The organism is Pseudoalteromonas amylolytica, assembly GCF_001854605.1.
In the GTDB taxonomy this organism is placed as follows: Bacteria; Pseudomonadota; Gammaproteobacteria; order Enterobacterales; family Alteromonadaceae; genus Pseudoalteromonas; species Pseudoalteromonas amylolytica.
Window position 1 is genome coordinate 94,296 of sequence record NZ_MKJU01000004.1, and the last position, 14,215, is coordinate 108,510.

Genomic DNA, 14,215 nt, shown 5'->3' on the forward strand with positions numbered 1-14,215 from the left:
AGTATTTTAGCTTTACTAACAGTCGATGAGCCTGCTAAAGCGGGCTCACTATTATTAAACTGGTAGTTGTATCTACCGATAAAAACTTATCTACTTGTAATCGTCAGCTCATACACATTTTCAAAATCGTCAATGAAATGCTGTTTCTCTGTAGGAATTGACGCTATTAAATATTTATATGCATTACGAGCTTGCCTTCCCCACGCTCCCGAATCTAATTGTTGATTGTACCAACATTTAGCTTTTACCCGATCACCCAAGATTTCTTTCAGTTTGTAGTCTTTAAAACAGACTTGTTTAGAGTATCCATCAACCTTTTCTTCCCAAAAAGGGCTTTTGTCAGATAAATCGGACAAAAATGTTGCTAACATTCCCTCTGGATTTAAATCGCCAGGCAAACAAATATAATTTCTTAACCTAGCTTTCTGCACGTTTACACACGCGTCACCATCTAAAACCACAATAGAGTTTGGAAAAGAAAAGCTATCCACCTTCACTTTGCCTAACTGAATATAGTTGTTGCAGCCCAACTTTAGATCAGGAAAAACGAGATTTTTAAACCTATTCCCAATCAATGCTTTACAGAAATGTATGCACTCTTGATCTTCGGTATACACTGGAATTTTTGGTACCGCAACTTGCTTGCCAATAGTCACGTTTAAGTTGTAGGCTATTTTTTCAAAGCAAGGAGACTCTTCCGCCCAAACTTCTCCATCCACTTTTTTTAGATAAACCGTATTAAACTGCTTATCTCTGCCTTTTCTATTTTTTAGTTCCGAGATCCTTTCAAGCATATGCAGTGAGTGTGTTGTGGCGATAACTTGAATACGGAGCCTGTTACAAATCGAGGCTAATACATCTAAAAGCTTAACTTGAGAGGCTGGGTAAAGTGTCGCATCTATCTCATCAACAGCAAGAATCCCCCCTTTATATTCGTCCGGATAGTTTTTGAGTAGTCTTTTAAAAGAAATTATGGCCAGTAGTAACCTTCCTAAGTTATCTTGGCCTGCTGAATTTGAATTCCAGTCATAGTGATCTGTAGTAACACCTATCGTATTCTTGTTACTGCTCTCTAAGTAATCTAATGCTTCTAGGTCATCATCGCTTAATAAGATCTCATTATATTTGTCCGAAAACCAAGCAGTCTCTTCGTCTGTCAGCTGAATGTTCTTTTCTTCAACTCTCCCAGCTTCTGCTATTGGTATCAGCCTTTTTAAGCTTAAAAATATTACCGGAAGTTGGACATAGCCACTGCCCGCATCTCTCTTTCCTTTTTGCCAAAAACGAATACCATCACTCACTTTTGACTTTCTGGGTATACTCTCAATTGCAAATCCACCATCATCATCCGCGTCAGGATGTAACCCGTTATCTTTAAGATATAGAGTCCACATGTGAGACCCTGGTAGATCCAGAGTAGGAGACAACCTAAATTTATCTTGAAAAGCAGAACGAAAAGACCCACCTGTCAGAGGTCTCTCATCTGAAAATGGATGACCTTTATGAGGTATAGTGAATGTCTGAGTTAAAATACCTAGCAAGGTACTTTTTTGAGTGCCATTTTGACCCGCAATTAAAGTAATGTAATCACCAAGAGAAAACTCAACGTTTTTAAAACCTCTAAATGAACTTATATTGACTTTTTTTATAATCATTTTTTCTTATTGTTCCGTTTTGATATAATTCACTCCGTGCTGTAGTAAAAAAGTAACTTATTATCAGACAGTTGTTTTTGCTTCGCTTAGTTTATGGTATTTCTTAATTTCAGCAAAAGTTACATCAGGTTTGAAGCCCGTTTTTTCTATGTTTGGAGAATGGATAATAATCTCTGAACCTTTGCACTTAGTTTGTGCAGTGTAAGTTAAGCCAAATGATTCTGGAGAATATTCTGCATATATCCCACAAATTTCTGGCGTATCGTCATATGTCACGATCCAAGGCTGCCTAAGCCGTTTTATACTTTCATATAGCCTGTAATGATCTTCGTGTTCGAAAAAGTTCTGATACAGTCCTTTCCCTTTTACGTAGTATGGGGGGTCAATATTAACAAACGCAGGGCCATCAATATCTGGAATATACTCTTCTATAAACTGCGTAGCATCTAAGTTGGTTAGTCTAATATCATCTCTTCGCTCTGCAATTGCTCTTATTTGCTTGATGAGGCGGTCTTTATTAAAACGGCAGTCCAGTTTATAGGCTCCATTTTGTTCGAGCCCCCCAATAACACCTGCCTTGATGATCCCCGAGCGGTTTGTTCTATTGAGAAAAAAAGTTGCGAAGCCTAGCATTAAATAATCATTAGGCCTATCTCTGTAGAGTTCGCGTTGCTTGTACCATTCTTCTATTGTGATTGGAGTAGATTGAATTAACTGGCATAACTCGTCTGTTTTATAGAGAACACTATACCAAAAGGCATGAATTGCCGGATCCAAGTCATTTATGTAGACTTTGCTAGCATGACCCTTGAGTAAGAGATACCAAGCAATTGCACATCCTCCCGCGAAAGGTTCAACATAAGCGGCCCCTTCGAGATTATTAAGCTTCATAGTCTCTAGCACATAGGCGGTAAGTTTGGACTTGCCCCCTGGGTACCTTAAAGGTGAAAAAAACATCAAACTTCCTTCAAACCAATCAATACGCCAAACAAAGGGGATAGCATATCCCAAAACCTATTAAGAAACTGCGCTTCAACTTTGTGCAACTTTTTACCGTGCACATATTCATTCAGCGTATTAAGACTATGGTCATTGTTAAAAGTTAATAGTTGTTTTATCACTTTGTTAGCGTCTCGGTCATCAATAAACTCTCCATGCAAAGTACTTAACTTTTGACTAAGAGAAACCTCATGAAAACCCTTGTTTAATCTTCTAGTTATTTCTGGCACTAGTTCACTACTTTCAATATATTCGTCAACAGCTAATTCCAGAAAAATACGAATGGAAGCAGCTGAAACATTTTGATATCTGAAAACAGGTAACTTTTGTAGCTCATCAAACAACGCATTTATCTTATAACTCTTAGCTGTAATTGCGTGATACTTATCTGTCAGTTGCCTACGCTTTGGGTTACCTTTTGACGAAATTCTATCAGGTTTAATTTCTTCATCTGTATCTGCATCTTTATCTTTATCACTACCCGCAGGCTTTTCCTGCACTGCCTCTCCTGAGCACTCTAAAAGAGGTGTCGACTGAGCAGCATCACTTTGAGCTTCGTCTAGTGATTTAACTTCAGGTAAGTAGTCAAAGATTTGCTGAAATTTTGAATCAATCGTCCTCGTATTTACAAGAAATCCGAGCTCGTTATTTTTATCAAACATTAACTTTAGAAGTCTAGCATAAGCAACATAAAAAGTACTGGGGTCAGCATTGATAGTTACACCATCTTCTTCAAATTTTATATGCCAATGTTCCCTAACTTGGGAGTTTCCAAACCAGCGCTCTAAAACAGTCATATTAATACGGTGACTATACACTAGCTCACGCTCTGCTACTGTCAGAAGAGCTGTAATTTCCTGCCGAGTAGCAATATCTCTAATCTTCACATATCTCAAAGCATCAATAATTGCGGAGCGATTAAAACCAGTTATGTTAATTGTTTCTTCAACATCCTGACCAACAGAATCATACACGCTTATTATAAATCGCTGCTGCTGCAGCCTCTGCCATCTAATTTGATTACTTGCAGACGGGGAGTGTCGCTGCAAAATATACCATCGAGATTCTTCATAGGAGGGAGCTAAGCAGACTCTAATTTTTTCAATTTCATCTCGATCTATCCCCCTCGATAAATGAACTACAGTCTTACGGATTGAGAGCGGTGCTTTTTCTGGAGCTCTCAGCAATTTAAGTGCCATCACTCTACGGTTACCTTCTGCAACAACAAAGTGCTTATCTTCATTTTGCCATACTACGATTGGATCAAATGACAAAAAACCTCTCGTTGCTATTGATTTAATTAAGGCAATGAAATTCTTTTCATCTGTAGGGTCTGCGATTAACTCTTCTACATAATCCCGGACTGTAATAAGGTTATTCGCAGGATCTAGCCGCGGGTTATCATGCCAAAGTTTCAAATTATCAACCGATCTTAGTACTCGGTTTTCCCACCACTTTTTTTTCTCACCAACTTCTGTATTACTCAATGTTCCTTCTCCCAAAATGCATTACTGTAGACTTACCTAATCTAATTATTCTCTGTAAATCAATTCATATCCCTAAAAACTCTCCCAGCCCACCTATTCACATCTTCCTCACTCAGCCGACCTTCGCTCTTAGACTTTTGATGCGACACACTTTTGTGATTGCCTTCTCCAACAAGCGCATCAAAGTATTTCTTTGGCCAACAGAATTGGTTACTGAGCAATCTTCTTTCTATCTCCGGTATAAAGTCTCGTAGTTTGCCTTTTGGCGCTAATGCTCGCGCTGAGATGACTTTGGTGGCAATGGAAGCTTTGCCATCTGAGGTATCCACCTCTAATAAGAAATAACCTTCGTTTTGATGTTCAATCCGTACAATAGCCATACATCTAGGCGAACCATCTACCATAAGGTGGCTCTCACTGCGCCCCACTTCTGGCAGCTTGCGAACGATGGGCTTACTTTGTTTAACACCGTGCTCTTTTTCTAATATCTCCAGCATTTTGAAGAAGCTATCGAATTTGTTGAGATATAAATCGGCGTTGTCGGTTAAGTCATCTAAACCATCTACGGCGGCTCTGGGTGTGTCGCCTCGCGAATTTGGATCGTCGGTGCTTACGGCAGGTGGTAAGTTGTTGGGTTTATCTTCGTCTTCTTTACCACCAGGGCTTTTTCTAGGCTGTGCATTGACTTTACGAGTGCGTGGCACCCTGTTGTATATTCGCTGTGTCGCATCACAGAATATCAATGCAGACTCGTTATCTTCGCTACCGTCGCTGTTTTCATCGATTTCTCGCTGTGTAGGCAGTTGTGGGTAGGTACCGCCTTTTCCTTTACCCGAACCTGGTTTGTTTTCGGTGAAATCTGGATGTGAAAAGCCAATATCCGATATATCAGGGAAGAACAAACCATCTAACAATTCTATGCGATTGATAAACCAAGTGCTTTCATCAGGAGACTTCCAGCCTCTTGCGGCCACTTTTACACCCTTGAGCTGAGGAGGGTCGAATCGAAACGTCCAACGCTCAACGTTAGGTGCCCTAACTCGCTCTTGCGAAAAATACTGATAAATGCTTTTAAACGAATTTTTAATGTCACTGTTTAACAATAACCAAGCAATTTGATGTCTAAACCCTTCATTATCAAACAGCACTTTTGGGCATAGTGTTGTTGGTAAGGCGTTGATCACGAGATCTAAAGGAAACTCTCTATCATCGTTGTTTGGGTGGTGGTCAACGTAAAACTCTAAGTCAAGCGCACTGTTAATGAGTGCGGCGTTTGCCAGATAGTTGTTTGTAAAAAATAAGGCTCTGGCCAGTTCCAACTGCGGCAAGTAAATGGTTTTGCCTGCACTTTCAAACACAAAGCATTTTTGCGATTGCTCTTCGCTCAGCTTATACGTCACTAAAGCGCTGTCGCCCACCGTGGCGGTTTGCCAAAATGCACGGTCGGGTAAAGTAAATTCAATCGGGAAACCTAGGGGCAAGGCATCAACTGTTTGGTTTAGTACGACTTGTCGGCTTAAATAGGGTAGCTGGCTAAACTTAAGGGCTTTGCGCGTAGATTGCTTAAAACGAACACCAATATCCCAAGTTTTGCGGTTATTGTATTTAAACAGATTACCTATCGCCTGTATTCTGGCGTTGTCTGGTAGCGTTTTAAATCTATCAACTTGGTTCATACTTTACTGCAAATCCTAGCAATTGCGACGCGAGTGGTCGGGTCCTTTTCTCGTTTAGCCCTGCCATACGTTCAATTCGCCAAGTTCTGAGTATTTGATGTTTTGCAATACAACGAATACATGCCACAGCGATACGACGGCATTGGTATTCCTCTATAGTTTCACAATATTTATTAAAAAACAATTTACATAAAGGTAACTTTTCTAAGTATTTGATCTGAGACAAAGGGATGTGTGCATGGGTAACGAGCCAAGTTGCTGTGTGGCGGTTTGAGCCAAGCTGAGTTTCTACTTTATTAATCAATGAAATAAGTTGCCTTACGTATTTTTTGTCTCGCTTTGACCAATCAACTCTACCTGTTTTTGCAATGTTGGGTGTGGCAGTGCTTTGATTAAATTGCATCAACCATTGTTTATCATGTCGATACAACCATGTGTAGAGGTGAGCAAAACCGTTTTGCCTCGCGCCTTTAACGCCAAACTTGGCCACAGCACGTTGCCACTTTGCGCGACGAGTTTGGTCAACAACCACAGGTTCAGTGCTCGAAGGCACATCATTGTATGGGGTGTTTGGTAATGCTGATGCAGTACTGAGTATGTTCGCTATATCCAACTGTTGTTCATAACACGCTTGCCATACCAATAGGTGCTGAAGGTAGCTAAATGATTTTCTGTGCTTTCTAAATAAACACTTCAACCAATTAGAGTCTTCTGCCTTGTTTATATCGAGCCCAAAGCTTGCTAGGGTATGACTGCCCCAATACCCTAAAACCAATTGTGCGATCAGTTCGTGCTCAACCTGCTTACCCCTAACAAACCCCAGCTGATAAGCCAAATGATGATAAAAATAACGCCATTGCAACGGGTATATAAGGTGCTCTGACAAGTTCAGTAACTGCTGAGCATACGCCGCTAGCAGCGTGGTTTTGTAGTTTGTAAGCCTTGGAGTTGAATGTAAAAGCACATGAGGGCTTAGTGCAGTAAAATGCTGCCTATGTGCTTCGCTGATCAACACAGGGCTGTTGATTAACTGCATGCCATGTTCCGCGCAAACAGATAAACCAGGCAGTTGCCAGCGCCGCGTCCAAAAAGGTTCTCCATATTGCTCTATTTGCTTTGTTACGCAAAATGAGCAGTAACGCAGGTAGTGCGGGCTTTTAACTTTGGATGCGGCTTTGCCTAGCTGTACTTCTGCCGAGTGCCTACAATCGGTCAGTAGCTCATATTTAGCTTGAGCAGCAATGTCGGGGTGCACAAAAGGTGCGTACAACGGAAAAAGCGTATGCCCCTGTAACAGCTTGTATGGTGTTAAATCAGCGTTACCTTGATAGTGCGCAGAGATCTGCGATAAATGTCCTTGAAAGGCCACTGAGGCAATTATTTGGCGGTTTTGGAATACCTCATCAAGCAATTGCTTGGGTGACGTGATACCTGCGTGCACACCGTACCTTGCAATGACGCTATACAGCAGCTCATCAGGGTAAGGTACGGGTAAACAGGCCATGCTACACGCTTTGTTTAAGCCAAGCGGTCATATCAAAAATCTTTCCTTGTTGTTTGTAGTATTGGTAAAGCTCATCCGATTGCTTTTTATGTTGAGAATAACCAAAACGTAAATCGTCACTAGGCAATGTATGCCAATCCTTAAGCTTGATAAGTGCAGGCTTTTCTTTTGGCTCCTCCACTTCATCTGGTGCTTGCTCATACCATTCAAGAACGAGTGGAATAAGCGCTCTTACCTGTAGGTTTGGATGATCTTTAATGGCTTTTTGCACTAATGGTACCAATAACTCTGATTCACACCCCATGCCGAGCAAAAGGTTATAAAGCCTCATGGCCTCTGAGTCGCTAGCAAAAGGGAGTGTGTCTGACTTAACAGCTGCAACTTCAGAGATCTGCTGGCTGAGCTCCAACAACCGCTTATCAATCTCTTTGTATTGTAAGTCTGAATACTTGGCGATGCTTTTTGCTTTACCAGACTTGAGCGCTTCAATCATGGGATGGATCGGCTGTAATTCAGATTCATATACCTTCACAAATAGCTTTGAAGATAACCGTTCAACACCTGTAATAATGGCGCGTAGTTGTGCAAGTACAAATAACTTAACCACAATATCTAATACACCTTGTGACAGCTCAAACCAAGTATTTAGGATCTCTTCGGTGAGCGGTTCATCGCGGTGAATAAGCCACTGATACTGCCAAAGCTTGTCAGTCAACAACCGCCACTCTGTGGGCTTTGGTTTACCTGTTGCTTTATCAATTCGATTCTTGTGCTGCGGCAGAGGTTCCCACACCATAGAGCCAATACCGGTACTGCGCCTTGCAGATTGCAACTCTAGTTCGAATATGGGCCTTGCTTTGGGGGTACCAACTAGGATCACCGGCACACCAATAATATTCACCAAAGCCACAAAGAACTCGAGCATGCGTTCTTGCCCTTCTTTTTGTTTGCGGCCTAAACGCTGTATTTCATCAATTACTAACACACCAATGGCATATTGGTTGGCGACTTGTCCCATAAATGACAGTAGTACCTCAGTACTATAACGCTTGCGCCCATACCTTTCAGTAAGGTCCGTGTGCAGATGTTTATCGACCTCCTGAAAGAAATTTAAGCAGAGGCTTTTTAACGACCCATCCACTGGGCACTCTATACGTAAATAAGTGAGCTGGTATGTATTATATTTCTCGTGATAAATCGCTTGTGGGTAGGTGGCCAATATTCGTAGCACGCTGGAGCTTTTACCACATCCAGAGCAACCAATAAGTGACAAGCAACGTGCCGTAGAGGGCGCTTCGGCAAAACGAAAACTGCTAATGTCGCCCGTCATCAAGCGTTCGTAGCCATTTTGTAGATGCTGTTGGAGCTGGCCAGTTGCAATATTTCTGGCAACATAGCCCCCACGTATCATCAGCGCTATTTTTTCCTCAAGCGCCACATGCATCGAAAGCGGCTGGAAGAAGTCATCAAGCAAGCCACACAACTCGTGAGCACGCTGCCTTGCGTCTAAATAACCTGCCGCAGGGTTGTATTTTACTTTGCCCTCTAGCTTAGTTTTCAGCTCTTCTATTTTGCTTACTCTTGGTAGCGCTTCAATAAACGGGTTACCTTTGTAACGCTCAATCTCAGACTCCTGATACACCGCGCGAAAGATGTTAGAGGGTAAACTCATGCGTCGTCATCCTCCTTAAACAACTGATCTGAAAAGTCTGGAAAGTCCAAATCGTCATCTGGCTGTGAGAGATAATGTACTTGCGCTGATTTACTCGTGTCGATGTCCACAGGCTTGTAGGCGCGCTCTTTACGCTCTTTGGCTTTTTCTTCTGCGCGGTTGTCGCGAATATTGCGAATACGCTCCGCATCTGACAAGCCAATATGTTTTGGCGCGGCCTTTTCAGCCTGATTAACCACTTCTATTACTTGTCGCTCCAAGGCACGCTTTTGCTCATCAGCGACTAGTTTTGCATCAGCATGAGTCTGTTTTAACTCATCATTTTGCTGCCACACATCCCAAAAACTCGCACCTGAAAACTGTCTTGAGCGTGTTGCTAACTGGCACACAAAATAGTCATTGCTGTTAGGGCCGTGATAAATGTAGATGTAGTCTGCCGTTGCTAAGTCATAGGCAACTTCCACACTTTTAGGGCGCTTCACTTCCTTACCTCGATGCATCCAGCCCAACTTTAAAAGCTCTGAGCTGGTGTAATACACGCCAAATATACAGGCACCCGAATCAGATATTGTTGCCCGAGTTCTTGGCATCAATGCCACGCGAAGATGCTCAGTTGCTGACTTTTTCAACCGACCAGTACGATGCTGCAAGCCCCAATTCCATATCGCCAGTGGGTTGTTTGGTAGGTCTGTTGGCATATCAGCAGCTTTATCGTAGTCTTCAATCACGTGATATTGATTGTGATAAAGTACTGAAGCTAAGATGATTCGAGTAAACTCTTGGATCGTAAGCTTAGCATCCAAGCGGTAGTCTCTATCGCCTTGTTTTTTAATTTTGGTACCAGTGACCACACCAGGTGCAAACGGTTTGAATGCTTGTTGAAAGGCGAGAAACGCTCGTTCGACAACCCCTTTGGCCTCGCTTCTAAATGGTGGTGTATTTTCAACGCGAACACCAAAACCCTTTTCAAGACATTCAATTTGATGCCCCATTAACTCGCCTCTGTCAGCCAACAATGCTGAAGGTAAGCCAATACACGGCCACTGCTGTGGAGTAACGTCAAAACCAAACTGACGACAGTAGTCTGATTTATCCGTCGTGGCCATATGTATTGCCTGAATAGCAGCGGCATATGAAGGGTTTTCAAAACCAATATAAAACCCAGCCACCATGCGGCTAAATACATCAATAACCATGTAAATCACTGGGCGACCGACGATATTGCCTCTTTGAGAGTCAGATACTAAATAAATATCTGCGATTGTAGCGTCAATTTCATACCGCATACCTGGGCCCAAAACATCTGCGGCGGCGGTACCTGTAAGCGGTCGAATATCTTTCTTTCGCTTTATTTCACCCGCCTGCGCTTCAATTTTGTCTACTTGGCGATATTCACGTTTGTAGAAATGCTCCATTTGCCAATAGGTAGGTAACTCTTCTTCAGGTAGATCTGGAAAGTACTGACTATAGATATCTTTTAAACGGTTATGTGCATAGCGAAAAGTTTTACCTTTGTCGGTTAATATGTGTCGCTCAATCGCTATGCGAAATAGCTTTTCAGTAAAGTCGTCAATTAGCGCACCAGTGCCTGGCATATACTTACGAGGTCGCCCTAACTTTGTTGTTGTAGCTCGGCGCTTTTGGCCTTTGGCACCTGAGTTTTTATAATCGGGTAATAATGCGTTGGGGATCTGGCCACGTTGCCAGTATCTACGGGCAAAACGATAAATAGACTGTTTGGTTTTACCTGCCTCAGTCATTATTTGATTAACCACTTTGCCACGCGCTTTCGGTTCATAGCAGTTCTCAAGCTCTACCAATGGCTTGATTGCGGCATAGTTTTCATCACGTTTTAACTGAGCGGTAGAACCTGGCTCTGGAATTACAGTAGCAATATCGCTATATGGGTCGGCTGCACGTTTGAGCACTTCATCTTGAAAACCCTGTTCTAACTCAGTTATTTCAACAAGTTCAGGAAAGGCTTTGTCATCGTGCACTTTTATCCAAAGTGCGTAATAATCAAATACCATTAAAATGCGATACAAGGTTTGTTCGTATTGCAATACTTCATTGATTTGAAACACGAAACACCTCCTGAATTTGCTCAACGTTACCTAGTTTAAGATGACCAACTTGTAGCTTTTGAACTGGCGTAAAAATATCAAAGGTAAAGTAACGGTCAGCCAGCAAAGCTCTTATCTCAAACAACGACTCTCCTAAGTCTAGCCCATAGGCGGTATCTATCTCTTTGCAGACGTTTATGAGGGTTTTGGTTGGGTGTTTTGCAAAGTAATCGGCATAGAATCTGGCTTGCTCAATGGCGGAGTCTGAGGCTTCTTCATGTTCACCTTGCAATGGGTAAATCCACTCAACATTCGCTTTAACAACTTTTGGGATCTCTTGCTCAGTGACTATTTGCCAAGGGATCTGCTTTTCATGCCAAAAGCGTTTCTCGAGCTCAAGTATCTCTATTTTGCGCTGCTCTTCCAAAGCGCTGACATATTTGGCTTGTAACGCAAAATAGGGGAGATCTCGTGAGGTTGTTTCAACGAGAAAGTCGCTTGATAGGTATTGGTCTACGCCCCCAACATTTGGGTGTTTGATGCCAGCAGATTCAGCTAGCTCTAATGTTATCTCGCGCTCTAGCGGAAACTGCTCTTTGACTTGCAGCACATCCTGCCGCCACTCAAGCAAGTAGAACATGGATAGTTCAAGATCGGATAATAAATGATGGGTTCGCTTAGACTTATAACCAAAGACTCGATGTACACGACCATCAGATGGCGCATCATAAACCGTTAACCACGGCTTGTAATCCTGATACTCGCCAGTACCGCGCCCCTCTTTAATCCACTTAAGATATTGCGCCTCAGTATGGCCAATCTTCCTAGACATAATATACCGCTATAACTGATTGAAATTTCAGCATAGCGGTAAATTTTAGGGCGATCAATCGCTTCTGTTCATCTTAGCCTGACACGAGTTCCTTTGCGTAAGCCAGTGAGGCTTTTCGTTGCTCTTTGTACAGCTGTTCTATTTTATGGGGGTTATATGAGTCTATCGATATAGCTTGAACAATCTTATACCCCTCAGAGGCGCTTAATGATTTTACAGAAAAATGTGTTTCGCTTTCAGGCGTAGCCTTATCACTGCTCTTGTTCATCTTTCTCTCCAACATCATTTAGATTGTGTGTCTTAAATGCTTCAGCCGCTGCTAAGTATATAGCTAAAAATTTAACTATTGTACTTAAAAATTGTAAATCTCTATCTTCCCTAAACTGTTCAGCTTTAGCGCTAGTTAACACTAACACACCAAAAGGCAATTTACCATTTTCAGCTTTTCCATCGTCATCACAGCGCAATATAGGGATTGAGAAAAAACTCCGATATCTACTGTTATCAGTGTCTGAATCAGAGTAATTCATCAACTCATTACTCAATGTAATATCGGGGCATATTTTAATCCGTTTATGCAGAAATGCGAGCCCCACATGACCGTGCCCTGGAGACCACTCTCTATTACGCTTTTGTAACCTGTTATCACAATCTCTAACTAAAACCTTTAGCTTTTTCGAATTAAAATCGTAGTTATACAATGCGATATTGTAGAGACTATCTGAGCTATAGCTAAACAATGCCTCTTTTTCTATAGATATCAATCGAATAATAGCTTCCAACTTTCCTTTTAGTAATGCGTCGAATTGATCTTTTGATAACGACTGACCCATTGCTTCAAAATGATTTAATTCTCCAACAGCACTATCAATATAATTGGCTAAACAAAATATTGTCGTCATTTGATTTGAACAGAGATAAGAAAACTCCTTATACCCATGTTTATATGTCGCCAATTCATGTCTCAATTTTTCAACCTCAGTTTCAATTGAAACAGCCTCAGAGTAAAGAGTATATTTGCGGTTGTTAATATGCTGGATATATGCAACGGCTAGATGGATGATACTCACAATCACCAAAGCTACCCAAAATATTATAGAGAGGGGTTCATCTTCTTTTAAGCCGTAATAATACGATACCCCTACACCTATCAGCGCCGGAGCAAACAACGTAGTCCAGACATTGGCAAAAAATAATATACTGCTAACCAACTTTTCAGATTGTTCGTTATTGCTCTTTGCTTTTTTCATGAATTCTTTCAGAGTTAGATTCACTTATTAAGCCCCTAATATTTATTCCTATTTGAAGACATAACCTTCACGAGAGCAAAGACCTAAACGCTTTAATGAAATCTTATTTTACTATTGATTCAGCATGTAATATGTACGCTACATGCTTCCATTCAGAGGCTGTTTCTAATTGCATTAATGCTATTTCCTCATGTGTTACGTTTAACTCTTTAGCGATAGCATTCTCTGCCTTTTCTTGATCTCTAATTTTAAAAAGCTCACCTAGATTGCCCTTAATAACTGATTCTATGACTCGAACAGCCTTCGTTAACTTGGACTCTTTATACGCAAATTTCTTTGCCTGCATTACAGATTTTGCTTCAAGTATTAGCTGCTCAATCTCTTGACGAACATCAGATGGATTAGCTTGCTCTCTAACCAGGCGGTTGATGAGGACATTTAAAGAACCTAGCCTCCTCACCGAGTCATTATCTGCTTTAAAGTCCAAAATACGATTAATTGAAATCCCCTCATCAGGAAGGGGAAATTTTTCTAAAACCACTTGAGTGACTAGTGATTTGTGATTGATGCTTGTACAAGGCATTTCTCTCAGCCTAGGTGTTGCCACAGAACCTTGTTCTCTTAATTTTTCAGATGCGAAATAGATCATTTCATTTTCAACTTCCCTATCTGGACGAGCTTTGATATCAAAAGCTTCGCAAAAACTAAATTTTTTAATGCCTTTACTAGGTAGTCTATCAGCTATATTGATCGCTGCTTCAAAATTTAATACTTGGGATTCTAACCCTAACTCCTCAAAACTTTTTACTAAACCAATTGAGCAAAGTTCACTGAACGAAAGCATCGAAGTCAAAAATGGGTACTTAACAGTATCTCTTATTTCACCTAATTGAGATTCCATTTGCCCTAATACTGCTTTGCATAGGGATGGATATTCGGAGCCATATTCTAAATCTACAAAACCATCGAAAAGCAACAAATCTCGTTTCAAAGTTTGTTGATTATGACTGTTAGTTCCTACTAATAGATGTTTGCCGACAACAAAATTAGAGTCCAATACTTTTCCTTAAAGTCACT

The 14,215-nt window shown here is 41.3% G+C and carries 11 protein-coding genes; all 11 read right to left on the bottom strand.

The window, feature by feature from the left end; all coding sequences use genetic code 11:
* Positions 1–86: 86 nt before the first annotated feature.
* The 11 genes from BET10_RS00585 to BET10_RS00635 all read right to left on the bottom strand — a co-directional run bounded on the left by BET10_RS00585 (position 87) and on the right by BET10_RS00635 (position 14,195).
* A complete protein-coding gene (locus BET10_RS00585; protein ID WP_070982878.1) occupies positions 87–1,655 on the bottom strand; it encodes an AAA family ATPase in 1,569 nt (522 codons plus the stop codon).
* 63 nt (positions 1,656–1,718) lie between these two features.
* Positions 1,719–2,612: a DNA adenine methylase gene (locus tag BET10_RS00590; protein WP_070982879.1), complete on the bottom strand. Its 894-nt coding sequence runs from the start codon at positions 2,610–2,612 to the stop codon at positions 1,719–1,721.
* Positions 2,612–4,141, bottom strand: a complete 1,530-nt coding sequence (locus tag BET10_RS00595; protein ID WP_070982880.1) for a ParB/RepB/Spo0J family partition protein — start codon at positions 4,139–4,141, stop codon at positions 2,612–2,614. The genes BET10_RS00590 and BET10_RS00595 overlap by 1 nt, the downstream gene beginning before the upstream one ends.
* A gap of 59 nt (positions 4,142–4,200) precedes the next feature.
* Positions 4,201–5,817 (bottom strand): Tn7-like element transposition protein TnsE, encoded by a 1,617-nt coding sequence (locus BET10_RS00600; protein ID WP_070982881.1) that lies wholly within the window; start codon positions 5,815–5,817, stop codon positions 4,201–4,203.
* A complete protein-coding gene (locus BET10_RS00605) occupies positions 5,804–7,321 on the bottom strand; it encodes a TnsD family Tn7-like transposition protein (protein ID WP_070982882.1) in 1,518 nt (505 codons plus the stop codon). The genes BET10_RS00600 and BET10_RS00605 overlap by 14 nt, the downstream gene beginning before the upstream one ends.
* Before the next feature lies 1 nt (position 7,322).
* The gene (locus BET10_RS00610) at positions 7,323–8,993 is read right to left on the bottom strand and encodes an AAA family ATPase (RefSeq protein WP_070982883.1); all 1,671 of its coding nucleotides are present in this window, start codon (positions 8,991–8,993) and stop codon (positions 7,323–7,325) included.
* Positions 8,990–11,077 (bottom strand): Mu transposase C-terminal domain-containing protein, encoded by a 2,088-nt coding sequence (locus BET10_RS00615; protein WP_070982884.1) that lies wholly within the window; start codon positions 11,075–11,077, stop codon positions 8,990–8,992. Before BET10_RS00615 ends, BET10_RS00610 begins: the two co-directional genes overlap by 4 nt.
* Positions 11,061–11,888, bottom strand: coding sequence for a heteromeric transposase endonuclease subunit TnsA (locus tag BET10_RS00620; RefSeq protein ID WP_070982885.1), 828 nt, complete (start codon positions 11,886–11,888; stop codon positions 11,061–11,063). Before BET10_RS00620 ends, BET10_RS00615 begins: the two co-directional genes overlap by 17 nt.
* A 73-nt stretch (positions 11,889–11,961) precedes the next feature.
* The gene (locus BET10_RS00625) at positions 11,962–12,156 is read right to left on the bottom strand and encodes a hypothetical protein (RefSeq protein ID WP_070982886.1); all 195 of its coding nucleotides are present in this window, start codon (positions 12,154–12,156) and stop codon (positions 11,962–11,964) included.
* Positions 12,140–13,138: a GAF domain-containing protein gene (locus tag BET10_RS00630; protein ID WP_070982887.1), complete on the bottom strand. Its 999-nt coding sequence runs from the start codon at positions 13,136–13,138 to the stop codon at positions 12,140–12,142. Before BET10_RS00630 ends, BET10_RS00625 begins: the two co-directional genes overlap by 17 nt.
* A gap of 103 nt (positions 13,139–13,241) precedes the next feature.
* On the bottom strand, positions 13,242–14,195 hold the full coding sequence (locus BET10_RS00635; protein WP_070982888.1) for a hypothetical protein: 954 nt from the start codon (positions 14,193–14,195) through the stop codon (positions 13,242–13,244).
* Positions 14,196–14,215 lie beyond the last annotated feature (20 nt).